The following is a 24,059-nucleotide window of genomic DNA, read 5'->3' on the forward strand; positions in this document are numbered from 1 at the left end:
GTTATATACTTCTCTACTTTTTTACTTTTTGGGTTTTGGCCGCTATTGTGGGAAGGTCCCTTTGTATTGGGCGGCATAATCAGGGAGCATCGTGCTAACGTCCAGGCTTCCATTCGGATCGGGAAGGATCAGCCGCAAGCCAGTCGGGCACCCAACCAGTTTTACTGAAAAGTTTTGGATAAGATCATCAACCATCTCGCCTGAAGTAAAAACTTGACCACCTTTTACCCTCTCCGCAAGATCTCTTACCAAGTGCATCAGTGTTTGCGGATTCATAGGCAAGGTGCATTCAATCTCGGGATGTCCGAAGTTTTCGTAAAGGCCGTGTGTATGAGTTGATTCTCCTGGCACATCATGTATTACATAGCCATATTTCTCCTTCAAGAGCTTCTGTTTTCTGAAAAAGACGCCAATACGACGATCAAGCATCCGTTTGTGCATGTGAACCTCCTTTTTACAACTGCCCTCCGCAAGAAGCGCAGCGGTCAGAGTCGTCCATCAGATCATACCGGCCGCCGGACAAGTCAGCTGGGTGATCCGGCTCAAAATTCCCTTCGTGGTCATAGTGCCCAAAGCCAATAGCATCACTGAAATCTCCCATTGTTTCAGGGGCATCCTTGTCGATATAGTGACGTTCGACCGCTCCAGGGGCACACAGATTCGTCTTGCAATGAGGGCAAGGCTTCTCAAGAATGTTGGTTGGTGCTATGGACCCCATCTGCCGTAAAGCTTTGATTCTGACTTCAATTGAATCGAAGTCTTCACCTTGGGGCGAGTAAAGGTCATCCGTGCTGAAGTGGATGATGTGCTGCCGGTTTATGCCGGTCTGTTTTTCGAATGCTTCTTCCACTGTGCAATCGTTGATTTTGTCAACTGCGATAAAGGCAAATTTTCCGACCTTATCGTAGTTGCCACCAAAAAATGAGAGGTCATACTCGACCCGAACACAGGGTATAATATCTGCGTTATGGCACTGGTTGCAGATTGCTTCTTCTTCTGATCCTTGCCAGTCTGCAGGCAGAGTCACTGGCACACCACAAACAGGACAGGGAATTTTTGGGGTTGTGATCGTACTGCGGCCAAAGACCGAAGCAGCACAGTTGGTGCAGTACAAGTCGCCTTTGAGCTGGATTGAATCGTCGTTATCGAATACCTGTTTACAGGCAGTACACTTAAATTGGTCTGAGTTGGCCAGGTAGTCAGGATCACCACCGTCACGGGCGGCCCGCATGGCTGTCTCAAAGGCGCAACGCAGGCCGTCGATGTTATCTGCAAGATCACAGGCGGAATAGTCGTCGTACGTCTCGCACGTACAAATGCCGTCAGGCAAATCGCATTTACCCTCCTCTGCCGCCGCATACAGTGCTGTAAACTGCTCTGCAAACGTCAGAGTGTCATGTTCACAGAGATAATGTTGGCAGGCGACTTCAAGTGCATAATCTTTTATTTGTGGGTCTGACATGGGTATTGGCATCTTTCCCCTCTCTTTCTGCGCTACAGGTTGTTGCAAGCAGATTCGTATGCTGTTTTCAGGCCATCAACATAGGCTGGGCTCGATACATCCACTCCGGCCAGGGCATGGGCAAGAACCAAGGATTCAAGCATATCTACTGCACCCTCAAATTCATAATGGCTGCGTTCTTCGTCTTCGTCTCCCGCCCATTCGTCGCTTTCGTCATGCAGGTTACTGGAAACACCTCCACCGCCGTCATGGCACGCGGTTACCGAAAGAAAAAGGTCGGGCGCAAACTCAATGGTGGTTTTGACCGGCTCTGGCTGCCCATCGGAGACTTCGGCACTGAACCATTCATTTCCGCAGTCGCAGACTAGCAGTGATTCGCCGATGGCGTTGGTGATGGTGGTCTGGCAATCCATGTCGGTGTCACCACGGTATTCAAATTCTTCTACAGAGATGTCATCTCCTTCTTCAAAAAGGGCTACGACTTTTTCAGCGGTGCCGATCGCTTTGCTGCCACACTCGGGACAATTGGGGGTGATGAATTCCATGGTTTCTCCTTAGATCTTTGCCGAGCATTCGGCTATCATGTCGTTATCTTCAAGATCTGAACCGGCCGTATAGATCTCTGCTACGGCGAAAGCACCTTCGACATAGTTCCGACGGGCAATGTTGATCACAACGGAATCAACTTTAATCCAGACGTTGGTTGCGTTGTCTGCCAACTTGTAGTCGTTTGATGATTGGCCGTCGAGCAGGATCCTTTCGCCGTCCTCGCGGGTGTCGAGTTGGATTTCGTCGGTTGTCGAATCATTCAGGGCGAAGTGCAGTTTTTCGCGCAGATTTGCCAGCACGTTGTCTGCAGTGTCGGTGTCTTCAGCAATTTGGTCGAAGATATTGGCATCGCCCAGGGCAATACGAGCGGCCTCAAGCAGCAGGCTGGTTTCTTCGGGGGTAAAAACAGTTGTTTGTGACATGGAACCTCCTAAATTGCTGTGATTGGTGAATCGGAAACCAGCGTCATATTGTGGAAGATGGTGACGCCATGTTCTTTCTCAATTAAGTCAGGTGTGTCAGTGCTGTCCTGATAGATCTCTATTTCGAACGCTTTGAGAGCTTCGGACTCGGACATATTTTCATACACATAACAGGAATCTTCATCATCACCGGGGACGCGTCCGATAATTGCCATGCCGCCATAGCGTCTGTTGTCTGATAATTCGTTGGGCAGGGCTTCTACTTCGCCGCCGTCGTCTTTGGCCACTGAGATAACAGCATCATCGCCATTGTGTTGGACGTGAGTGATTGTGCCAAAGCCGGATGTGGCGTGATTGTCCGGGTCGTTCCAGTACACATGGTCACCAACCTTCCATCCGTGGGACGCGCCGGTTTGTTTCGCCCAATTGCGGCTGGAGCAGTGCGGGCAGTCACCATCATAGTCAAGGTCTTGGAAAAACTCTTTTCCGCAGTCATGGCACTCGTAGGTTGCATCAGAGATTATCGCCGGGTCGATTGTGGCGTACTGACGACCACATTTGCTGCAGGCATATTCCGTCAAAAATGAAGGTTTGATTTCCCCTCCACATGAACACCCTTTTTCAATTTCTTCTTTAGTTGTGATTGTGAGCATAGCCCCTTCGTCGCCAAACTGTGATGGTTTATATATATCACTATGGCGCGTTTTTGTCAACGCCTGAAAGAGCTGATTGGTGGGTAGAGGTGGGTGGGTAGAAAGATGGTGAAGGGAAAATTAAGGGGGCTAACGCCCCCTTAAACCCCTTTTGTCTTACGCTGCGCCAGGGCAGCTATGACTTTACTTTGTAGTTAAGGTTTGGAGATGGGCCTTTACCTGCATTTACGATGGTTGACTGGATCCATATCCGTTTCTCGCCGCCGTGGAGCCTGCGTATATGGCCTCTTCTAAGATGTTCCCGACATGAGCGGCCGCCGCTGAAAGATACACTGTGGCTTTTGTCGCCATTCTTTTCCACCTGGACAACTACTTCTTTGTAGTCAAACATCGGTGGCTTACCGTTTTGTTGGCGCTTCTTGTTGAGTTTTAGTGAAGCCAGAGAATCTTGCAGGCCAACGTTAGAGCAAGACAGGGCGACCATAAGGTTTGACATTGAATAAAACTCTTCAGCGCAGTCCATCATGATCTGATTTGATATTTCGTCCTTATCTCGCTGGTTCATACTCGCTTTTCCAAGAAAAACCTGTAGAAGATTTGGAAGAACAACCAATGGAGAAACACCCACCCTTATAATTGCAGGCTTGTCAGTAGAGTCAGGAGTCATTGAATAGAAAAGAGCTGGCCGTGATTCATCAAGGTCTTGCCGTAGAGCGACCAAACCAGCATAGGTTACTGTCCAACTGCTGGCACCGTCATAATTCCCCCAAAAAAACGGAATCATGATGATACCGCCGCACGTTTCAATATCAGGAAGCACCGACAAGGCTGCTCTCCCAATAAGGGTGTTGGCTACTGCCTCATATTCCATGCACAGGGCAATGCGGCGTGGTACGTGAATCTTGCCCTGGCTGATCATTTCAGGGTTGAAGCTTGTGTACTCATATTCAAGGGCACAAACGGGAAACGGCAATCTAAATATATCCTTGCTGATTATCTCGGATGCCTTTGAGTGTTCCAATATCTCACCATTTACCGGGAGATGGAATTTAACCGCCTTATGAAGCAACCCCACCAATTCTTCCATGATTAAACGATCAACACTTGACTGGGAAAAAACTGGATTTCCTGTTTGGTCTGCCAAGCGTAGGACATTAGAAAAATCCTCGATGGCGTGGGTGCAGTAATTCAGCATGGTGATCCTCCGGTGTAACTTACGCAGTGGTCTGGGATCTCGCTAAGAAATAGTGACGGTGATCGCCATTCTGCCTTACCGTAAACTGTGCGAACCTCAGTCATACACAAGTGCAGTTTTTCTTTCGCCCTGGTGATGGCAACATAGGCAAGACGTCTTTCTTCTTCCATCTCTTTCTTTGATTCAAAAGAACGTTGGTGAGGAAACAGCCCGTCCTCGGCTCCGGCCACAAACACAACCGGGAACTCGAGGCCCTTCGACGCGTGCATGGTCATTAAAGTCACACAGTCTTGCTCGTTTGCGCTATCCATTGACGAAATGAGCGCTATCCGCTCAAGGAAGCCATTCAACAGATCATGTGCAGGCAACGGATTGCCGCCGTCTTCATCGTCTGTATAGTCAACGGCAACAGAAACAAGTTCCTGAAGGTTTTCGATCCTGTTTTCCGCCTGCTCTGTTCTCTCTTTTTCCAGTTCTGAAAAGTAGCCGGACCGCTGCAGCACATCATTGACAAATTCATGTAGTTGCAGGGACTTTGACCGTTCTACGAATTGTTCGATCAATCTGGAAAACGATTTAAGCTTCTCGGCCGCAGTATCTTTTTTAGAGCCTGGTGTTTCATAATGAGCGATGGATTCCAGCATAGATCTGCCAGTTCCCACGGCAAACTGCGACAGCTTATCAATTGTTGTCTTCCCAATACCCCGTGCCGGTGTGTTGATGATACGGCGTAGCGCCATGTCGTCAGCGGGATTAGCAATAAGCCGGAGATAAGCCAAAGCATCCTTTATTTCCGCCCTGTCAAAGAATCTTAAGCCTCCTACAACCTGGTAGGGAATCCCGTTTTTCAGCATCGCTTCTTCAACACTTCTGGAGAGAGCGTTTACCCGGTACAAAACAACGTGGTCGGAGTATTTCCGTTTGAGTACTCTTTTGTTGTTTAGTATCTCCCGCGCAATGTATTGACCTTCATGTTTTTCGTTTTCCAGTGTGGCCAGGGTGACTGGATCCCCATGCTTATTATCGGTGAACAAGGTTTTGCCCATGCGTTCCTTGTTGTGAGCAATAACCGAGTTAGCTGCAGCAAGGATAGTTTTGGTGCAACGATAGTTTTGCTCCAGGCGCACAGTCTTTATGTCGGGATAATCTTTTTCTAAGCTGAGTATGTTATTTAGATCCGCACCACGGAAGGCATAGATGCTTTGGTCGTCATCTCCAATGATGCAAAGGTTTCTCGTCTGTGATGCGATCAGTTTGATCAAGTCATACTGGACACCGTTGGTATCCTGAGATTCATCGGTAAGGAAGTATTTGAAGCGCCGGTGGTACTTGGCCAGAATATCACTATGGGACTGAAATATTTTCAGCGTGTACATGATCAGGTCGCCAAAATCCAATGCATTCATGGTTTTTAGGCGAGCTTGGTATTCTTTGTAGATTTTCTTGCAGTTCAGCTTGAAGTAGTCGTCCCCTACCCTAACCTCTTGCGGCAGTAACCCGTCGTTTTTGCATGAGTCGATAAATGCTGCAACGACCTGCGGCTTGTACTTCTTTGAGTCAAGATTGAGCGTGTTAACTGCATCAAGCAGCACTTTTTTCACATCGTCATCATCGAGGATGGTGAATGTTCCCCGATACCCCAGGACCTCGATCTCCTCGCGCAGAACCCTGGCGCAGAATGAGTGAAATGTTGATACAAGTGGAAGTGGGTCAACACCCTGCAAGATTTGGTGTAGGCGCTCCTTCATCTCCTTCGCTGCTTTATTTGTGAAGGTGACTGCCAGTATAGACGATGGATTAATCCCGCACTCCTCTACCAGATACGCAATACGATAGGTAAGTACACGGGTTTTGCCTGAACCAGCTCCGGCGAGCACAAGCATCGGCCCATTTATATGCTGAATTGCTTCCTGCTGGGGCGGATTAAAAGTTGAGAGATCCATGCGGGGGTTAAGCTCCTTTGTGACCAAGAAGTTCAGTGATTGCATAAGCGTTTTAGATGGCAATGCGCAACAAAATGGATGGTGTTTTGCTTCCGACCCGCGACCGTCGTGAGACCAAACAAAACTACAGGCGTTATCTTGCCAAACACATCAAAGCAAACTGACTGTTTATATATATCATTCTTTAGGTTAGATGGCAACTTTTGGGGGATGGTTTAGAAAACTTTGTTTTGAAAGTCTTCCTCTAGCATAAGCGTTGCTGGGCGGCAGTTGTCGGAAACGATGATTACTTTTTTGCCATAAGGGCTCTTGTACTCAGCGTGAATTTTTTTACAGCGACGCCATGAAACCAAATTTTTGAAATGCTGATTGGCGTCGTCACCGAACTGTCCATTTTTAAATCGGTTCTCACAATCAAAAATAAACGCTCTGAGAGCCATCTTGTCCGGTGGCGTGTTGTCTAGGTCTGCCGTTACTTCGCTGGTGCCATCCATATATAATCTGGGGTCCCAGGTCACAATACCAGACTGAGGATTTTTAGATGGTGTTGGAGTGCGCTGAATTAGATCATGGACTCTTGGTGAGTATTCACCAATTTGTGCCGGGCGTCCCGGTTTTTGTGCATCCTCTGTGTTGTCACTATTGCTTCGCTTTACCTCACCGCCGATTTTCTCTGTGGCGAGCCCCACTACAAATATTGGAGCGGCGAAGATCCCTCCTCCTATTGAACCGTGCTGCATTCCTCTACCAATATTCTCGGCAGTAAACGAAGCACAGCCACTTGTTACGGTAATGGCCAAAAAACAGATCGCCGCAATCTTTCTGTGTGCCTGCAGGGCCTTTTTTTTCATTTTATCACCAAGTTATCGACAATCATCAGTTATTTGTCCGCCAAAAGATCCAAGTCCATCAATGGTGTGTTCTTCATTGTCTTAGCACCCCCTTGTCTGCGCCATGCCATATGCCTCGAGGGCTCTCTCGATCCGAGGGTGCAGGGTAAGATGGTCCTTGTTGGCATCTACCAAGTTGCTGGTCAGTATTGCGTGATACCCCCAAACGACTCTACTTACACCCCCTGGGGCAATGGCAATACACCCGGATATCCGCTTGAAAAACTCACGTAAATGAGATGGGTCCTCTGGGTTGAAGAAAGAAGGGTCATCATCTTGATACCCGCCATCCGGCAGGCGAGGGAACATGCCACGGTTCACGTCATTCAAGATGCCGTCAAGAATTGCACAGGCTTCGAGATCAGCATCAGTGGCGCGTGAAATCTGAGTTTCTTTAAGCATAATAATTTTCTCTTGCAGTTGTAGATGCGCGTTTTAGCTCAGTGATCACTCCCCCGGCAAGTTTTTTGGTCTCCCGGTAGACCATTTCTGTAGTAGGCTCATCTTCCTTCATTTCTCCACAATTCCAGCATTTATAGCGGCCAAGCATAAGCGATGCTGACGCGCCGTCAACGCCTCTTACGCCACCAAAAGTCGGGCCTTCGTAATACATTTTTTTTGAGCAGCGAGGGCATTCAACCTTGCGTTCTGTTTGTTGCATTGATCTGACCTCCCGACTGAGTTTTAGTGTGTACCAAGGCGGGCCCCGACAGGGGCCCAACCTGGCGAATTAGACTATGCTCGCACCACGTTAGTTGCTTGCAGGCCCTTGGGGCCGGGGACGATGTCAAAGTTGACGTTCTCGCCATCCTCAAGAGTTTTGAAGCCCTCGGAGGTAATAGCTGAGTAGTGTACGAATACGTCCTCGCCAGTAGTCTGTTCAATAAAACCAAAACCCTTTGTTGCATTAAACCATTTCACTTTGCCTGATGCCATTTATGACTCCTTAAGACGAAAATGTGGGGCATCCCCCTCTATTATCTATATGTCCGCCCCCTGTGGCATGAAATGAGAGGGTGATCCATTTTTTGCTGTTAAGCATTTCATCTGATTGGCGTTGTTGGTTTGTTTTTATGCGTGACCATAGGTTTTACAGTAAATCTTGGTTGATTCCTTTTGCGATCTGGTTATGCCTGCTGTTTCTTGGCGCTGTGTTGTTACAACGTCTTCAATTATGGCCTGCAGCAGCACTTTAAAGTGCTCATCACTTTTCTTGAGCTTGATTGCCATCACTTTAACTCCTTGAGTTTGTAAGACGCCTCCAGTAGCGTTTTTTTTGCCTTTTGAAACAACGCTGTGTCACCTCCCTGAAGGACAGCGAGCTGATCGTTTTTCTCTTTTAAGTACGTCGCGGCAAAACTTGGATCGTGAAGCACTATGTTTTTTGTGTTGTCTATGATGTCAGCTAGTTTTATGTTTTGCGCTGCCGGGTAGGCTTTTTTTAGATGAGCAAGGTCTATGTCTTTTCTGACTTTTCTATTTCCGTCTTGCGGCTTACTCTTGTTAGTGACGTTTTCAACTAGCAGCGCTACTGAAGCCCCAAAATCTGCGTATATCTGCTCAAAAGTGATGTGGGTGTCTTCAACGACGTCATGCAGCCAAGCCGCTGCCAGTATTGCGTCTGTGTAATCAGTGGACAGCAAAAGTCTTACTACTGCTTCCGGGTGGGATATGTATGGTTCTCCCGTATATTTCCTGACTTGGCCTTTATGGGCTTTTTCTGCGTACTCTTTTGCTTTTAGTTCTAGCGACATTGTGCTCACCTGTCTTGTTATGATTGTTTATATATATCACATAAACGCCATTTAGTCAACATCAAGCAGGCAATTCAGGTATAGGTTTCTTATGTGGGCTGGGCGTGAGCGGGGTTGGGCACTCTCTACGGGGTATTCATCGTCCGTCCTGTACTACTTTCTTTAAGCGGGCTGCAATGGAGGGGTATTTTGTCTGAATGGATTTTATTACTTTATGTTTCTCACGTTCAGAGTTTGCATTTCTGAAGCGCAAGAGGATGTCCTGAGCTTCAGCAAATTTTGGTGTGCTGTTTTGTTTCAGTTGCATACCTGTTCCTCGCGATTAAATGCCAGGATGCCCCGGATTCTGTTTTCTAGGTATTTGTATTTTTTGCTGCCTGGGACAGAATCGAGATCCAGATCAGTGGATAGCTGATGGAGAATATCACCGAGGAGATGGGCCATCTCTGGAGCCCTCTCTATCAGTGCGAGGTTTGCTTCATTTTCATGGTGCCCGGCTATTCCGGAGCCCATAGAAAAGATGACCTTGTTGTCGCTGGTTAGTAGCAGATGGTTTTCGTTGTTATTGTCAGACTTGCGTTTCCACGGGAAGTTCGAGTGAGCAAAAGTTATGTTAAATGAGCTCATGCTGTCATCCTTTGGACTGATTTTCTGCCATTTTTAAATAAACAAGAATGATGTTGGCCAAAAGTGGAATTATGTTCATGACAATCAAAGGGGTGTCTTTAACTAAAACTCCATAAAAAAGCCATAGGCCCACCCCGATAGTAAGAAAACATGGTTGCCAAAAAGACAGGTCCCGGACGCTTTTGCTGCGCAGGGCTTTAACGACCTGTGGTACAGCCGCAAAACTTGTAAGCGATCCTGCTGTCAGGCCTATTAAAAGTGGATTATTCAAAGATGCTCCTATCGGTTGTCGCCGCTACCGCCAATTTTACCGGTACGGACTCTGTATTTTAGTTTTTGGATGTTCGCCTTCATTATGTCGGCCACGGGCACATCGATAATGTCTGCATACAACACAACACACTGGATGATCGCTCTTAAGTCAGGGGCTATGCTTTGCACTTGTTCGCCGCGGGAACTCACTACTCCCAGGATCGCCGCCGCCACATTTCCTGCAGACTGACTCATACGCAATGCAATAGCTGCTGGCGAGTTTTCAAGGCCGAGAGGGAGAGGAAGAGGGTCTGATGCATCAAAGTCTGCAAGAATTTGCATGCCAGCTCCTGAGAATTCAAAATCCAAGGCAGAGACAAACCAGAGCACATCACCCAGCTCCATGACAAGTCCGTAGCGTACAGAGTGGTCTATAGTTCCATTGTTGTCACGATAGATTTTTTTAGTTTTTTCAACAACTTCACCCACCTCGCCTGCCAGACCTAGTGCAGGATAAACAACCGGGGCTCCTTCCAGTGGCTCATACCCTACTGTCTCAAGCGCCTGCTTTTGGTATTCTGCAAAACCATGTGAGTGCTTCATAGCTTTCTCCTCTTTTTCCGTTAGTCCCTCTTGTTAGGTATATGTCTCTGCCCTGTGGCATGAATTACGAATAGTTTGTGCTGGTTTATATATATCATAAATACGGTTTTGAGACAACACTCAATTAGCATTGACATACTTTAAAGGTCCGTGTTAGCTTTTTATTGATATATATAAACAATTGCTTGCAGGAGGGGTGTATATGGTATACGAAGGTGCCGCCCGTTGGAATATTAAGACGCCTGATGCGGTCCTGGTGCAGAGGATAATGGATCTTACTGGCGTGCCAAAGGTTGCTGCAAGCGCAATGGCTAATCGTGGAGTGACACCAGACAATGCGTTGGCCTATGTCGGGCCGGGGTCGAACGATTTGCCTGACCCTTTTTTGATGAAAAACATGGATGTAGCAGCAGTGCATTTTGCCGATGCTATAGTTGCTGGTGAAAAAATTGGAGTGTACTCAGATTATGACTCAGACGGTCTTTGCGGAGCTGCGCTTCTTTGTTGGTTTGCCAAAATGCTGGGCATAGAGTTATCTGTCAAGATTCCTAGTCGCCACACTGAGGGCTATGGATTAAGCATCGACGGATTGAGGCAGCTGCATGAAAGTGGTACGACACTCGTAATATCGGTTGATTGCGGGATCACTGCTGTGGCCGAGGCGGAATTTTGCAAGCAGATCGCTCTAAAGCTACTCATCAGCGATCATCATTCTCCAGGCGAAGTCATCCCAGATGCCGTCGCAGTTATTAACCCTCTCCTTCCTGGCGATCAGTTCCCTTACAAAAAACTTGCCGGCGTGGGCGTGGCGTATAACCTAGTTGTTGCCACGACCAAAGTACTTCGTGATCAGGGGTGGTTTTCGAATTTGAGGCCTGAGCCCGTTGTGGAGTGCTTGCTACCGCTTGTTGCGATTGGGACTGTGGCAGATGTTGTTGAATTGCAGGAAGTTAACCGCACCATGGTTGCGCAAGGGATTTGCCGGATCCGCGAGGGGAGACATCCTTTTGAAGGGATTAGGGCTTTGTGTGAGGCGTCTGGCGTGAGTGAGACAGAACTGACAAGCGGGCAGATAGGCTGGCGTCTCGGGCCGCGCCTTAATTGCTGTGGGAGACTTCAGACTGCTCAGGCATCTTTGGATCTTTTGTTGTGCGAAAATTACGGGGAAGCGCTAAGCATCGCACGCATGCTTGACGGGCTCAATACTGAACGGCAGGAGATCGAGGCTTCGATTCTTGAGAGTGCTATTGAAATGGTTGAGAAGAAGTACAGCTTGAAAGATCAAAAAACTATCGTGCTGGCTAAAGAGGGTTGGGCGCCGGGCGTAATCGGGATAGTCGCATCGCGGATTGTCGAAAAATACAATCGTCCGGCAGTTCTTATATCGCTTGATGGAAACATCGGTAAAGGGTCCTGTCGATCAATTGAAGCGTTTAATATGCATATGGGCCTCTGTGCGTGCTCAAAACATCTTGTTAAATTCGGGGGGCACCCAATGGCTGCTGGACTCACAATAAATGCTGACCAGCTACGTGATTTTGAACAGGCTTTCGAGGTGTCCGCCTCTGGCCTTGCTTCTGAAGATCTGCGACCTGTTATCAAGCTTGATGCTGAGATTGAAGCTGGTGATTTGACTCTGCAGGCATGTGAACAGATGGCCAGACTGGAGCCATTTGGAATGGGTAACAGTCGTCCACTGTTTTGTCTGACGAGGTGTAAAATAGAAGATGTGCGGGTGCTTAAAGGAAAGCATTTGAAGCTACTGGTCACTAAAGGTGGTAAGAAATTTGATGCTATTGGTTTCAATATGGCAACAGTGCCGTTAAATGATGTGATTGACATTGCTTTCTCTCCTGAAAAAAATGAATGGATGGGCAAGGTCTCTCTCCAGTTGCAGATAAAGGGCTTGCGTTGACATGTGCGCCCTATTGTGATATATATAAACCATCACAATAGGGCGAGGTGATCTATGTGTGTAATAAATAGCAGCAGCAGAGATTTCGCACCGCATAGCGGAATGCGGGTAAAAATAAATGGTAGGTGTTTTAGCCTTTCTTGGGATGATTTTTTAAAGGCCCTTATAAATAATGATGATTTGGCGGCAATTGAAGTGGTTATGCCGGGTTTGCTGGTTGCCGGTGGTGACAGGTAGGCGCAATGTCTAAGTCCATAAAAATAATAACGCCTTGTAGCAGCGGTTTGGTTGATGTCCGTCCGACTGATAAGCCTGGTGTGTTTGTTGCCGAAACTGGCGCTATGTTCCGAACGAAAGTTCCTAGAAACAGTAATGAACACCAGTTAAGTCTATTTGTTTTTGAATCTGGTGGGTTTTGCGCGAAGGTTTGGGCGAGTTAATGCCACATGGGCGAGACATATAGTAAGTGGAAGGTATATTTGTATTTCACTTTTCTGTATGGAGCTTTTAATGCAAGCAATTGGTTTTATTGGTTCTTACTGGCAACAATCACTTACGATTATTGGCGCATTTTTTTTGCTGGCTTCTGTTTTCCTTGTAGGCAGGATCATCAGGGAAGTACCGAAAGACAGTGAGCGATCAAAATGGGTCAGTATTAACGTTTTGGTTCTGTTTTTTCTGCTCGCCTATGTTCTTTATATCATACTTGAAGGCGTTGGCGCTAATACACATGCTGAATCGCTGGTGCCCATAATTTTGATTGCAGGTGCCGTTTTTGTTTATCTTGTTTGTCGAATTTCTTGTTCAACGACAATCGCTCTTAAGCGTGCCGAAACACTTGAAATAGAGAATATCACAGATTCTCTTACTGGTGTTTTTAACCGGCGCTACCTTGATCGGCGGTTGCGCGAAGAATGCTTGTTGGGATATCGCCACAAATACGACTCTGCGGTGATCATGCTTGATATTGATCATTTTAAGAGAGTCAACGACGTCTATGGGCACCAAGCAGGTGATGTGGTCCTTCAGCAGATCGGGTTGGCGCTAAATAGCATATTGAGAAAGACGGATGTGGTCGCGCGGTATGGTGGTGAGGAATTTTTGGTGCTCCTGCCTCGTGCAGACCACGAATCAGCAATGCTTGTAGCAGAAAATATCCGCAAACATATTGAGCAGTCAGTGCATCAAGTAGACATATGTAAGAAGCGGGAGAAAAAGTTGATCCAAGTGACTGCCAGTATGGGTGTCGCAAGTTTTTCAAGCATTTCTACAGAGGCCTCTCCCGAAAACATGTGTTGCGTGATTGTGGATTGTGCTGACAAGGCTCTCTACGCGGCGAAGGTGGCCGGAAGGAACAGGGTTAGCTCCTGGCGGGAGGTCAGGTGTGCTCAACCAGAGAATGCAGATGCAATTCAGGGCGCTGGAAGCGGTCTTTGGGCGAATGAATATCCCGCATGAATCCATCTTCCCGGTTCCCCAGGTATATATCCATTGAGTCGCACCGGCTGAGGCCATGACGTTGCCAGCCGCAACAGTGTAAAGCCGTGCTGCATCAGTCAGCCTGTTCCCGGCATTGTCATAACTGAACGATTCACCTGCAGTCGAAGTCAGTAATCGGTACACCGTGTCATAGCTGTAGGAAGTTCCGATACCGTCGTACTTGGAAAGACGGTTACCGACTTTGTCGAAGGAAGGATACGAAGCTGAATAGGCTGAGCCGTAGTTGATCCCTGCAAGCCAGCCGGGTTGGTCGGGGTGGTAGGAGTAGGTACCGGTGATACCGTTGGGATAACTGACGGTGGATCGCCGCCCCAGGGTGTCGTAACTGTACCCGAACTGACCGGCCTTGTTGCTGGTGATGGTGGACAGATTGCCGTTGGCGTAGGTCGTAACGAAGGAGGCTTGAGATAACGAGGCCGCCATCATTAAAAGCGTTACGAGTATAGCGACTGAGAATTTTTTCAAGTCTTATCCATAAAATAAATAACAACACCAAACAAAACTAAGAAAACTAAAAAAAACAGGTAAATCCAAATAAATTTATTCATTTTTCTCTTTGTATCTTCAATATCATCAATTGATCCAGCATGTTTTGACAACACACCTGATTCTTTTTTGTTTTCCTTGATAGAAACATATCCAGCCACCAAGACTGTTAACGCCACAAAAATATAGTCAAATAAATTTATATGATCTTTCATGAAGTGGGCTTTACATGTTTCATAAGCAAAGAACGAAACCACAAAACCATACAACATCCATCTTAATATATTACTTTTCATTAAGCACCTCGTATGTAGTCTTGCCAGCGTCAATAACCTGAATTGTTGTTGCAGTATTTCCCAATCTTGCCGGATCTCTTACAAACGCTCTTTCAACCCCATACCGCCCTAAAATGCCGTAGGATTGTTTTGCCGCCTGGCCTGCTACTTGCCCCATGAGCAAGTCAAAAGCAAGGTCTCCTGCGCTTGCTAAACCTTTTGCAGTTTTATTGCCGCCACTTGCTTTGCACGCAACATCGGCAAACAACCCTCCTGTCGAAACAGGTTTTTTGTCTCTTATTGCAGCAACCATGTTGGCGGCGTTGGCCATAAAGCCATAACCCGATTTTGTAAGAACGGCCCCAGCGGCTATTTTTGTTGCCAATGTCGGTTCTGGCAAAAATGCAAAACCCACCCCCAAAACCAATCCAAAGGAGTTGCTGGCGAGCCCAAGTCCTGCCATGCCCGCGTCCTTCCACTTCACAAGTCCCGAAGGATCAGAATAATTCACAGCATTCCCACCCACATAATTCCAAAGCACCACATCGCCAGCCGCATAGCCAACTCCAATGCAAAATGATACGATTGACTTGATCATGGATACTCCAGTTTGCAATTGATGTCTGACAGGCTTGGTTACAGGTGAATAACAACAACATCCCCATGATGGGAGTCGATGTTTTTTATGAACCCCATATAAAGCAGGACGGCAGCTGAATCCCGGATCTCTATAACGGGCATCTCTAGCCAGCGAGATAGGTCGCCCAGATTAACAGTAAGCAGTTTGTCCCCCTGCGCCTTCAGGTAATTTTTAAGGGCAAGTACATTTTGTTCCATCATTTGGTAGGCGTCGTCGATCATTCTTTGGTCGAAAACAATGTTTTCAGTGTCTATCATTTTTATCTGATCCCGGCTGCCCGGCGGGCTTGTTTGTAATTGTCAGAAGCGAGGTTGCTCTGTATGGCTTCAGTGAATTTGCGAATCATTTCTTCCTCGTTTGTCCGAATGTCAAAAGCATGGGTAAATTCGGCAAAATTGCCATAAAAACGGACAAAACCTGTCGAGTTGCCGTTCTGGTCAACGTCACGAGAGATGAACTGGTCTAAATAGTGTTCAAAACGTGGGTCGAGGGGATGTTTCGCTATCTTGACTAGCAGTTCATCCAACGAGTCCGACTTAGGATCCCCGTACCATTTACCGCCATTCAAATTTATCTTGGTCATGGTGTTCTCCTTTGTTTTGCATAACCCTCTGACATCTATATGTCCTTCCCCTGTGGCATGAATAAGAAAACGGGGCAGCACTGACCCCGTTTTCTTGATATAAATCTCGTTTATGCGGTGTTCCGTCCGTCAGAAGGGTATCGAATCTGGGTCATCAAAATCAACACTAGGCGTAGAGTAGTCAGTTGCGCCAACAGAATCACCGTCTGTGGAATGCTCGCCTGCACTTCTTTTCCCGCCAACAACCTGGAATCGGTCCCCTACAATCTCAGTTGTGTATTTCTCGTTGCCATCCCGGTCAGTCCACTTCCTTGTTTGCAGACGGCCCTCAATCAGCACTGTGGTGCCTTTATCGATGTATTCGCCGGCCAGTTCAGCCTGCCGTCCCCACAATGAAATTTTATGCCACTCTGTCTTTTCGGTGTAACCGCCTTCCTTGTTTTTAAACTTCTCACTGGTCGCTACCGAGAATGACGCCACTGCCTGGCCTGATGTGGTGTAGCGAAGATCAACCGTCTTGCCTGCGTTGCCCAGAATAATCACCTTGTTTAAGCTTGCCATACTGCCTCCATTTCGTTCCGCGACCCCTTCGCCGCGGCAGCTATATTTGATGGTTTATATATATCATTGACTGGCGCAGATGTCAATTTCTTTCGGTTTTATAAACCCATTTGTTTCGTCCGCCTGCGACAATCAAACCGTCTTTTTTAAACTTTGCAAAAACATCTCTCACTAGGTGAATGCTCACGCCTGTTTTCTCGGCCGCCTCATTTGTTGACACAATAATTCCATGGTGTTCGCTCAACCAAGCAGTTAACTTGTCGGTTTGGCTGGCTATCCGGCAAGAATTTTTGCCGAGCTCGCGCATTCTGGCAAAGCGTTCTCCAGAGGCCTTTTGCGCTGCCAGCAGCGCGGGCGTCTGCTCGGGACGCTTCCGTTTTTTGGGCTCACCTATCTGGCGCAACAGGTCTTCAAGTGATGTTTGTGTCTGTCTTAATGCTGCATGCACTGCTGATAAGCGTAGAAACGATTCAGAGGATACTCCCCTGGTTGCAGCGGCCTGTGCGTAAAGTTCTTTTTCTTTGTCCGATATGATCACCATTGTTGATTTGTTATTGCTATAAGTAATCTCTTTCAAAGCAACGGCACTGCCGACGTTCCGACTGGCTGCATTGCGTACGAGATCCGCGAATGTAATCCCTTGTTGTTTGGCTGCAAGGCTGATCAGTGCATGTTCAGCTGTACTCATTCTGATAACTACCCTGTTTGAACGTTTGGGCATACTAACCTCTTTTTGAAAAACGTGTAGTTGCATCGACATGTTCAACAACGATCTGTCTATCGGCGCCAGGCTTGTAGATGTTAGCAGACAACCACCCCAGTTCATTACTGCCATCGCCTGGGACGTCAATCCACCACGCCTTGGGTCGGCCGTCACTGCCATCATTCCAGCGATAAGATCTGTTTTTGAGATCGTCCTTGAAGTCGTACGGCGCTCCGACCGCAAAAATTCTTGTATCTACCGAGAATGCCTTGGCAAGCATCGTCGCATTGACGTTCACGCCGGAATCCGGGAGTTGTTCCGCGAGAAGGCCCAGCAGGCCTTCTGCGTCATTCAGCGCCCGATGAGCATCAATGAACCAACTACCGCACTTGTAAAGGAGATATTCCAGGGAGCGTGATGTGATGAACTCTTTGGCCCAGTCTATCTGGCTCATACTGCAGGCAAAGGCCTTGCGCCTGGTTGACGGGAAGCGGTCCTCAACGAACGGACGATCAAAGGCAGCGTTGTGACAAACGATCACATCAGCTGGGGCGAGCATAGCTTCGACCTTAGCGTTGTCGATTGTTTGGCCGTTCAGTTGACTATCCGTGATACCTGTCACTTTTATCACATCCTGACTCAGGGGGTGGCCTGGATCCTCGAAGCCGTTATACCGATCGAGTATGCGAATGATGCCGCCAGTCTCAGGGTTGTACTCGTATGTCACGATACCCAGCTCAATAATCTTGTCTGTCCCGTGTGTAAAACCAGTGGTCTCGGTGTCAAGACAGGCACCACTTGATGGATTGCTGCACGCGTGCATACTGCCAATGTGAGGATGATTATCGATCACCAGCTTTTGAAGCAACTTGTATGATCCGGAGGCCTTAACCATTTCTATTGCGGTTGAAATATCCATTTTTACCCCTTCGGTTTGATGAATAAAGCTTTGTACATGCCGTTTGTGTACAGCCAATTTAGATCCCGACCGCACATGGCGGCCTCTGCGGCGCCTGGCCAAAAGCCAGTCCACCTGGCGAAGAGGCGATCATGGCCGTTGCAACTGCACGAGAGTTTTTGGGTGCCACAAACAGAACATATCTCTATATCACAACCTTCGCTGTGAGGCTTGCCCGGCTCTGCCCCGCAATCAGGGCAATTCCAGTTTTTATGGCCGTCTGGATGCTGATCTTGGGTGAAATGCTGGCTCATATAGCGCTCCTATCTTATCGCCCAGGCCTCATACCTGGCGTCTGGTCAAACAGCATGTCTGGGTCTATCCCGTCCGGAAGCATCCCAGATCTGGATAATGCTCGCAGCCGGGAATGGAATAGTTCTTTTGCTCGCTCTATATCGATCATATGGTTTGTTGCGCTTGCCTTCGCCAGTGCTTGTTCCATGACTTGGTCACTGACCCTACAGGCTTTAACCGCCTCAAACAACTGATCGAGGAATTTGTCCCCGCCAATCTGGCCCAAGGCAAAGCGCTGGTACGTCGTAGCCAGGCGGGTGAAACCTGCTATGCTTAGCATTGCGAAAGGACCTCTTGCGGCCATATATCCAGTTCTTCGTTGCCAGCGTGGATCGTAAGTGCATCGCTTGGGTTCCATCCGCTAAGTACCATCAGGGCGCACAGATATTTCACGAGCTTGGATACCCCCTGTTTTTTCGACCCGTCACCAACACTTTCTATCAGTTCATCGGTAAGACCAAAATCAAGTACTCCGTGCTCTCTCATGATCACCATCTCACCAGTGTTGCCATGAGGCCCCATGTATTTGTGCGCGTAACTCCAGCCCATCTTGTGGTGGCTCAGGTCATTTTCGTCATCCAGTGGCACAACAGCTCCAGATGCAACATTGATTGCCACGTCACTGCATCCCACTCCACCACTGACCGACCAACCAAACAAGGAGAAAGCTGACTTGTCTGTGAGTGGCAACAATGGCGCCAATGGGCTTTTTATTGCCTTGAGGCCATACCGATGCTCTGCCGTTTTCTGAAATAAAGTAGAAGGGGCAAGCAGAGGGTACGACGTCAACTCCCCACGGATATATGCGCCGGTGCCGAAGTAGTCAAACTCGCCCCATTCCCGCTTTATCTTCAGGTGCAGGTACTCACCGCAGTGAATCCTGCTTACTTGTGACTTGAGAAAGTCTTTCTCGGTGAATCGTGTTACTGGCGCTCCTGACAGGTCAATACGCATGTCGCCAATAAGGCATGGCGTCTTCTCTGCCAGAATGTTTGCTGGCTGGCGTGAAGCCCAGAAGGTATCAATCTGCTTGCGGATCTTTACTGCCGTCTTTGCAACCCACTTTGAGTACCTTTTCTCGTATTCTTCCTGAGAAAGCACCGCAACCCCGCCCAGCTTCGCTTTGGCATCTTCCAGCGTCAGGTTCTCGTCTGTGTAAAACCAGAAAGCATCGACGTTCCTGCCGTACGCCATAATCGCTGTCCGGTTTTTGCTTTGCTTCCACTCTGCAAAGAAGACACCGGGCTTTGGAGATCCGTCTTGTTTGAACGGCTTAAAACCCTCGAATGAACAAAACAGTTCGTTTGGGCCTGTCATGCTTTGCATACTTCCTCTTCTTGGTGCAGGCGCTCAAGAATGCTTAGGAGTTTGCGCGCATCATCTAAAACACGCTTGTTGTTTGACCCTACTGCAGATCCAAGAGCACACTTGAGCCAGAACGATGTGTCTGGGGAAAACATTATCCGATTAAATTCGGCTTTTGCTGAAGATGACGCAGGCGACCTGGAGGAAAACGCTGATCTGACTGCATGAGCCTCAAAGCGCCCTTCTGCCACCTCTTCATCTGCAGATTCTATGGCCTGGCTAATTTGATCCTCATCCAGGCCGAGTGATCTCCCTTGCGTTCTTATGGTTTGGATTGCCTGTTGGCTCAAGTGCATGGCATGTCCTCCGTCTTTGTGATGGTTTATATATATCACGCACATGCTTAAAAGTCAATCCTGCCAACTTGCCGGATAATATTTTTGCGAAGCCACTTGGCTAACTGCCAAAACTGTCAAAAGCCCTTACCTGCCCAACGCATCTACGATTTTCTGAGCAAGGTCGGATATTGTCACATCAAGCAAGTTGCCTTCAAAAGACAGATAAGGGTGCTCTCTGAGTATCTTCTCTATCAACGCTTTTTGTTCTTCAATCGTTAGCATTTTTAAACACCACCTTAGCCAAACAGGTGCATCTGTGAATCGTCTGACTGGTGCTGGCCACTGAAAAGCTTGTCTACCTCTGCCGCCAAATCGTGTGCGGCATTTTCGACCGTTTCCTTTGGAGACATCTCAAGTAAATCCATGGCTAATACGCGGCCAAACGGTTCACTTATTTTCTTGCGCTCACGGAGTAAGCTTTCCCTGCGCTCGTGTGCCCATGTAAGCTCAGGAGCGCAGGCATAATCCTCTATCTCCTGATCCATTCCATCTACATGCAAAGTGCGAAGCACAGCAGAGTGCTGCTGCTTCATCTGGGACAATGCTATGCCTGGTTGCCATGTGTAGGCACCTGCACCCGGCTTGCCCAGGTCAACTGCACCAGGTGGCAACTCTACTTGGTAGATGGCAAGCTTCAGCTCGTCCAGCATCTGCTCTCGGTTCAAGCCTTTAACTTCTGGGACATTGAGCCGATGCTGATGGTGGTTCTTCATTTGACGCACTAGGCCTGAACGAGTCGTTGAGACAGCCACGAGCTCTTGCCACCAAACGCCATGGTCGCCCACACCTGGGTGAACAAAAAACTCAGCACCGACCCAAAGAACCTGCGTTTGGGCCTCGGCAAACAGGCTCTTTTTGTCAGTCTTGATCCAGCAGGCTGGAGAGGATGAGTCGGCAGTCCTAACATCAACCCGCCTTGGAATAGGCAGAGTGACATGGTTGCTGGCCAATCGTGTTTCCTCTGTCACCGGCACCGTGTAATCGTCAAAACGAATCAGGTCTGCTTCGCACAATTTTTCGCTGCGCGTAGCTAGTGAGAAGGCATCTGGCTCCCACCTCAAGGTCGCCAGCAATTCACTCTTGCGCATGAACGGGCAGACGCTGCACCCTGACCGAGTCCGGCCTGAGTAGAATCCAGGGATACCGATCGTCTCTTGGAGGATGGTGAAAACGTCATTGCGATCCACTCCAAGATCTTTAAAGGGGAAGTGACTCACCAGTTGTGAATCAGACGTCACGAGACCATGCCGTTGCTCTTCATCTGCGCGAATTCCGGCAAATGAGTGGAGGACCTGGCCATCAGTGACCACCGACTTCACCCATTTGCGATAAGGAAGAATTTTCAGATCTCTTGTGCACCATCTGGCGCGTATAGAAGGAAGAAACCCGCCGTACTGTTCAATCGTGCCGTACATGCCTTTTGCGTGTACTATCCGAATGATCTTGATGCCAAGATATTCTTCAAGGCGATCGAGATTCTGATACAGGGCCTTCGCTTCTGCATGGGTATCAGTGAAAATATAGTCAATCTTCTGTTCCGGAAACAGGTGCTTCAGTAGGATGACCAGAATTGTTGAATCGGCTCCCCCGGATACACCAGCCGCATAGCGATCGGTATCTGGATTGCCAGGAAGCGAGTAGCCAATCTCTTTCGCCCTGTCCAATATTTTCTGAAGGCGTGGCGTCACAGCGAGAGGTTTCCGGTGCTATCGAGTGATTGAGCAAAAACTTCTGCTTCAGATATGGTTGCGAAGGTGCGGCAAGAGAGCCAGCCATAGGCTTCGTGGGGACGGTACCGAACCAGGAAGCCTTCTTTGTGTTCCATGCCTGGACGGAAATTATCGGCAGTTATTGGCTCTATTGAGTAGGTTTTCATATCTTATCTCCGTTTTTCAAATTTGCCGAATTGGTCTGCTGCCCACTTAACCGAAAATTTATTATTAGCTGTAACCGGCCTTTGAAGCGGGTCAAGATACTGCACTGCTGTGTGCGAAGTATAATGTCGAACGGGCAGTCACTATATCCGGGCAGGTGGGCCCGTTTACGCCGTCTTTCGAATTGCTTCAAAAATATCCTTCGCTACAGGCGGGCACACCGCATTGCCAAGCATCTGGATGGCCTCTCTACGGGTAGCCGGTAAAAGATAATGAGCCGGAAACCCCATGGCCGTTTTTATCTCTGGTGGCTGCATCATTCTCATGCGGTCTCCGTCGATTATTGCCCACCGGTCCAGCGTCGTGATGGTGCCAATAGGACGGTGGATGCTTCGGCCGGTCATGCCGCTCCCACTGCCGTAGTATGGGGCGACAAAACGCTCTCCAAATTGCCGTCGTCCAGCGTCTATCCGGCGCAGGGTTGCCAAGCTTCTTCCCGGCTTGTCGATCTGGCTCCATTTCGGGTAGTCCCACTCGATCACGTTGTTGATGGGCATATGCTCCCTTTGGGGTAGATCAAGCTTAAGCGGGGTCTTTGATTTGGTGCAGACAATGAACAGGCGTTTGCGATGCTGAGGGACACCATGGTCGGCAGCGTCTACAACATGAGGGCTGACAGCGTATCCAAGGCGGTTCATGGCATCAGCCCAGCATGGATATAGAGCCCAGTCTGCGAATTCAGGCACATTCTCAACCACAACAACATCTTCCCGATGATACTCAGCGCAAGAGACTACAGCCCATGCTGTGCTCCGCTGCAGATCGTGGTGAGGTCGGTCTTTCCCCCTCGCACGGGAATGCCCTTGGCAGCAAGGCGAAGCGGCCAGGATGTTGTGTGATGGAATGGCGCTCCAATCTGCTTGGTGAAGGTCTTGGCACGAGTGGAAGGTATCTGGATGGTTGTCAGCATGACAGTCAACGGCAAGGCGCCAATGGTTTGCTGCCCAGATCACTTTGATCCCTGCAGATTCAGCCCCAGTTGTAAAGCCACCGGCTCCTGCAAAAAGGTCAATAGCAAGCTCAGTTGACATAAGTATCTCCCTACTTCCAGAGTCCGAAGGCTTTACAGGCAAAATCGACAAACGCACATCCTGCCAGCAGTAACGTGATTATCCGGAACTGGCGCTCTGTCACCTGTTTATGCAGGTCGTTGGCGATACTACTGCGCCATGACAAAAACTCGGCAAGTGTCAAGTGACGACTGCGCCTGAAATAGCGTTTGCATTTGATGGCAGTATCACGCTCTGACCCGCTGATAATAAGCAGAGATTCAGTTCCGTTCTCGTCATCAAAAGCATGGCAGCGCCCAGAGTGATCATCCCTCTGTTCCGCTTTTGCCCCACGTGGGCCAAAGTATCCGCACATCCAGCAACTTCTGTCTTTGTCGCTATCCATTTTGTCCTCTTTTCCGTTGTGATGGTTTATATATATCATACTAACACAGAATTGTCAATTCCTTTGCTAAAGGGCAAAAAGGGGATCCGGTAATGCGATCCCCCATGAAACGACCTATTCTGACTGGAAATTACCATACCCTACCGCCCAGCCTGCCATGCGTACCCATTACGCGTGACGGCGGCGGCGACACCTTTCCGTAATATAAAAGCATCCGCTAGATTCCATAACTGAATCAGGCTTTTGAGGTAGGCCGGGCTTATCCCAAGCAGGTATGCGGTGTCGTTACGGGTGTATCCTTCTTGGGCCAAGGATTCAACATCGCTTTTAGAGACACAGCGACTGCGTGGGCGGGGCGCCGACCTTCCGGAAAACCAGTGGTGCAGTTTTTCTCGCTCAATTGTCGCTTCAAGCCCTTTGATGCTCACCCCCAGGCGTTTGGCGGTGCGTGTTTTGTTTCCGCCGCAATCCATGGCGGCCAAAGATATGTCGGCGAAACTCAGCCCTGCGGTTGGCATTGCGAGTACGCGTCCATTCTGTACGGCCGTCATCTCTTTGCGAATGCTTTCACGGCGTGTCATCACACATGTTTTTTGAGGGCATGTCTGTGCCCAACCCCTCTTGAGCTCGGCAGTCCTTGCCATATACATGTTGCCGCAGACCGGGCAAATTCTTTCCTCGGCAGACACCACTATACTGGTTTACGCGGATTTGAATTTATTTCTTCCGCTGTCGCTATGTGCAAGCGATGGAATTGGTCAC

Annotated in this window: 34 protein-coding genes; 2 read left to right on the forward strand and 32 right to left on the reverse strand. The window is 48.5% G+C overall.

Translation table 11 applies throughout. The annotated features are described in order from the left end of the window. Positions 1-42: 42 nt before the first annotated feature. From FY034_RS17440 to FY034_RS17520, 17 genes are all read right to left on the reverse strand, one after another. The gene (locus FY034_RS17440; RefSeq protein ID WP_265555578.1) at positions 43-441 is read right to left on the reverse strand and encodes a DUF4262 domain-containing protein; all 399 of its coding nucleotides are present in this window, start codon (positions 439-441) and stop codon (positions 43-45) included. Positions 442-454: 13 nt separating this feature from the next. Beyond that, on the reverse strand, positions 455-1,462 hold the full coding sequence (locus FY034_RS17445; RefSeq protein WP_265555580.1) for a hypothetical protein: 1,008 nt from the start codon (positions 1,460-1,462) through the stop codon (positions 455-457). Positions 1,463-1,494: 32 nt separating this feature from the next. After that, on the reverse strand, positions 1,495-2,007 hold the full coding sequence (locus FY034_RS17450; protein ID WP_265555581.1) for a hypothetical protein: 513 nt from the start codon (positions 2,005-2,007) through the stop codon (positions 1,495-1,497). A gap of 9 nt (positions 2,008-2,016) precedes the next feature. Beyond that, positions 2,017-2,433, reverse strand: a complete 417-nt coding sequence (locus FY034_RS17455) for a hypothetical protein (RefSeq protein ID WP_265555582.1) — start codon at positions 2,431-2,433, stop codon at positions 2,017-2,019. An 8-nt stretch (positions 2,434-2,441) separates the two neighbouring features. Next, a complete protein-coding gene (locus FY034_RS17460) occupies positions 2,442-3,086 on the reverse strand; it encodes a hypothetical protein (RefSeq protein ID WP_265555584.1) in 645 nt (214 codons plus the stop codon). A 175-nt stretch (positions 3,087-3,261) separates the two neighbouring features. Further along, entirely contained in the window at positions 3,262-4,281 is a 1,020-nt protein-coding gene (locus tag FY034_RS17465) for a hypothetical protein (protein WP_265555585.1), read from the reverse strand. After that, positions 4,275-6,224: an ATP-dependent helicase gene (locus tag FY034_RS17470; protein ID WP_265555587.1), complete on the reverse strand. Its 1,950-nt coding sequence runs from the start codon at positions 6,222-6,224 to the stop codon at positions 4,275-4,277. Before FY034_RS17470 ends, FY034_RS17465 begins: the two co-directional genes overlap by 7 nt. Before the next feature lie 215 nt (positions 6,225-6,439). Then, complete coding sequence (locus FY034_RS17475) at positions 6,440-7,075, reverse strand: hypothetical protein (protein ID WP_265555588.1); 636 nt, start codon at positions 7,073-7,075, stop codon at positions 6,440-6,442. Positions 7,076-7,156: 81 nt separating this feature from the next. Continuing rightward, positions 7,157-7,516: a hypothetical protein gene (locus tag FY034_RS17480; RefSeq protein WP_265555590.1), complete on the reverse strand. Its 360-nt coding sequence runs from the start codon at positions 7,514-7,516 to the stop codon at positions 7,157-7,159. Continuing rightward, on the reverse strand, positions 7,509-7,775 hold the full coding sequence (locus tag FY034_RS17485; RefSeq protein WP_265555591.1) for a hypothetical protein: 267 nt from the start codon (positions 7,773-7,775) through the stop codon (positions 7,509-7,511). The genes FY034_RS17480 and FY034_RS17485 overlap by 8 nt, the downstream gene beginning before the upstream one ends. 74 nt (positions 7,776-7,849) lie before the next feature. Beyond that, positions 7,850-8,050 carry a cold-shock protein gene (locus tag FY034_RS17490; RefSeq protein ID WP_265555592.1) on the reverse strand — a complete coding sequence of 67 codons (201 nt, stop codon included), beginning with the start codon at positions 8,048-8,050 and terminating at the stop codon, positions 7,850-7,852. Positions 8,051-8,185: 135 nt separating this feature from the next. Then, positions 8,186-8,344 carry a hypothetical protein gene (locus FY034_RS17495; RefSeq protein ID WP_265555593.1) on the reverse strand — a complete coding sequence of 53 codons (159 nt, stop codon included), beginning with the start codon at positions 8,342-8,344 and terminating at the stop codon, positions 8,186-8,188. Continuing rightward, a complete protein-coding gene (locus FY034_RS17500; protein ID WP_265555594.1) occupies positions 8,344-8,868 on the reverse strand; it encodes an HD domain-containing protein in 525 nt (174 codons plus the stop codon). Before FY034_RS17500 ends, FY034_RS17495 begins: the two co-directional genes overlap by 1 nt. A gap of 136 nt (positions 8,869-9,004) precedes the next feature. Next, on the reverse strand, positions 9,005-9,175 hold the full coding sequence (locus tag FY034_RS17505) for a hypothetical protein (protein ID WP_265555595.1): 171 nt from the start codon (positions 9,173-9,175) through the stop codon (positions 9,005-9,007). Next, positions 9,166-9,495 carry a hypothetical protein gene (locus FY034_RS17510; protein WP_265555596.1) on the reverse strand — a complete coding sequence of 110 codons (330 nt, stop codon included), beginning with the start codon at positions 9,493-9,495 and terminating at the stop codon, positions 9,166-9,168. Before FY034_RS17510 ends, FY034_RS17505 begins: the two co-directional genes overlap by 10 nt. A 4-nt stretch (positions 9,496-9,499) precedes the next feature. Then, complete coding sequence (locus tag FY034_RS17515) at positions 9,500-9,766, reverse strand: SemiSWEET family sugar transporter (RefSeq protein WP_265555597.1); 267 nt, start codon at positions 9,764-9,766, stop codon at positions 9,500-9,502. 8 nt (positions 9,767-9,774) lie between these two features. Continuing rightward, on the reverse strand, positions 9,775-10,350 hold the full coding sequence (locus FY034_RS17520) for a nucleoside triphosphate pyrophosphohydrolase family protein (RefSeq protein ID WP_265555599.1): 576 nt from the start codon (positions 10,348-10,350) through the stop codon (positions 9,775-9,777). Between the two features lie 202 nt (positions 10,351-10,552). Between FY034_RS17520 and recJ the strand changes: the two genes are divergently transcribed. Further along, the gene (gene recJ / locus FY034_RS17525) at positions 10,553-12,265 is read left to right on the forward strand and encodes a single-stranded-DNA-specific exonuclease RecJ (protein ID WP_265555602.1); all 1,713 of its coding nucleotides are present in this window, start codon (positions 10,553-10,555) and stop codon (positions 12,263-12,265) included. Positions 12,266-12,775: 510 nt separating this feature from the next. Then, positions 12,776-13,723, forward strand: a complete 948-nt coding sequence (locus FY034_RS17530; protein WP_265555604.1) for a GGDEF domain-containing protein — start codon at positions 12,776-12,778, stop codon at positions 13,721-13,723. A 503-nt stretch (positions 13,724-14,226) separates the two neighbouring features. Here the strand turns inward: FY034_RS17530 and FY034_RS17535 are convergent. From FY034_RS17535 to FY034_RS17605, 15 genes are all read right to left on the reverse strand, one after another. Next, complete coding sequence (locus tag FY034_RS17535; RefSeq protein WP_265555605.1) at positions 14,227-14,547, reverse strand: hypothetical protein; 321 nt, start codon at positions 14,545-14,547, stop codon at positions 14,227-14,229. After that, entirely contained in the window at positions 14,537-15,124 is a 588-nt protein-coding gene (locus FY034_RS17540; RefSeq protein ID WP_265555607.1) for a hypothetical protein, read from the reverse strand. The genes FY034_RS17535 and FY034_RS17540 overlap by 11 nt, the downstream gene beginning before the upstream one ends. 38 nt (positions 15,125-15,162) lie before the next feature. Beyond that, the gene (locus tag FY034_RS17545; protein ID WP_265555609.1) at positions 15,163-15,423 is read right to left on the reverse strand and encodes a hypothetical protein; all 261 of its coding nucleotides are present in this window, start codon (positions 15,421-15,423) and stop codon (positions 15,163-15,165) included. 2 nt (positions 15,424-15,425) lie between these two features. Next, positions 15,426-15,749 carry a hypothetical protein gene (locus tag FY034_RS17550; protein WP_265555611.1) on the reverse strand — a complete coding sequence of 108 codons (324 nt, stop codon included), beginning with the start codon at positions 15,747-15,749 and terminating at the stop codon, positions 15,426-15,428. Positions 15,750-15,878: 129 nt separating this feature from the next. Continuing rightward, entirely contained in the window at positions 15,879-16,310 is a 432-nt protein-coding gene (locus tag FY034_RS17555) for a single-stranded DNA-binding protein (protein WP_265555613.1), read from the reverse strand. A gap of 82 nt (positions 16,311-16,392) precedes the next feature. After that, positions 16,393-17,031, reverse strand: coding sequence for a hypothetical protein (locus tag FY034_RS17560; protein ID WP_265555615.1), 639 nt, complete (start codon positions 17,029-17,031; stop codon positions 16,393-16,395). 1 nt (position 17,032) lies between these two features. Then, entirely contained in the window at positions 17,033-17,932 is a 900-nt protein-coding gene (locus FY034_RS17565) for a 3'-5' exonuclease (protein ID WP_265555617.1), read from the reverse strand. 606 nt (positions 17,933-18,538) lie between these two features. Continuing rightward, a complete protein-coding gene (locus FY034_RS17570; protein WP_265555619.1) occupies positions 18,539-19,591 on the reverse strand; it encodes a hypothetical protein in 1,053 nt (350 codons plus the stop codon). Beyond that, entirely contained in the window at positions 19,579-19,926 is a 348-nt protein-coding gene (locus tag FY034_RS17575; RefSeq protein ID WP_265555621.1) for a hypothetical protein, read from the reverse strand. Before FY034_RS17575 ends, FY034_RS17570 begins: the two co-directional genes overlap by 13 nt. Before the next feature lie 126 nt (positions 19,927-20,052). Continuing rightward, on the reverse strand, positions 20,053-20,190 hold the full coding sequence (locus FY034_RS17580) for a hypothetical protein (RefSeq protein WP_265555623.1): 138 nt from the start codon (positions 20,188-20,190) through the stop codon (positions 20,053-20,055). Between the two features lie 14 nt (positions 20,191-20,204). Next, positions 20,205-21,656, reverse strand: coding sequence for a phosphoadenosine phosphosulfate reductase family protein (locus FY034_RS17585; RefSeq protein WP_265555625.1), 1,452 nt, complete (start codon positions 21,654-21,656; stop codon positions 20,205-20,207). Further along, positions 21,653-21,844, reverse strand: coding sequence for a hypothetical protein (locus FY034_RS17590; protein WP_265555626.1), 192 nt, complete (start codon positions 21,842-21,844; stop codon positions 21,653-21,655). Before FY034_RS17590 ends, FY034_RS17585 begins: the two co-directional genes overlap by 4 nt. Positions 21,845-22,009: 165 nt before the next feature. Continuing rightward, positions 22,010-22,933, reverse strand: coding sequence for a DNA cytosine methyltransferase (locus FY034_RS17595; protein ID WP_265555627.1), 924 nt, complete (start codon positions 22,931-22,933; stop codon positions 22,010-22,012). Positions 22,934-22,943: 10 nt separating this feature from the next. Next, positions 22,944-23,297 carry a hypothetical protein gene (locus tag FY034_RS17600; protein WP_265555628.1) on the reverse strand — a complete coding sequence of 118 codons (354 nt, stop codon included), beginning with the start codon at positions 23,295-23,297 and terminating at the stop codon, positions 22,944-22,946. Positions 23,298-23,437: 140 nt separating this feature from the next. Then, positions 23,438-23,878: a hypothetical protein gene (locus FY034_RS17605; protein ID WP_265555629.1), complete on the reverse strand. Its 441-nt coding sequence runs from the start codon at positions 23,876-23,878 to the stop codon at positions 23,438-23,440. Between the last annotated feature and the right edge of the window lie 181 nt (positions 23,879-24,059).

The sequence above is a fragment of the Trichlorobacter lovleyi genome (genome assembly GCF_015239775.1).
Lineage (GTDB): Bacteria > Desulfobacterota > Desulfuromonadia > Geobacterales > Pseudopelobacteraceae > Trichlorobacter > Trichlorobacter lovleyi_B.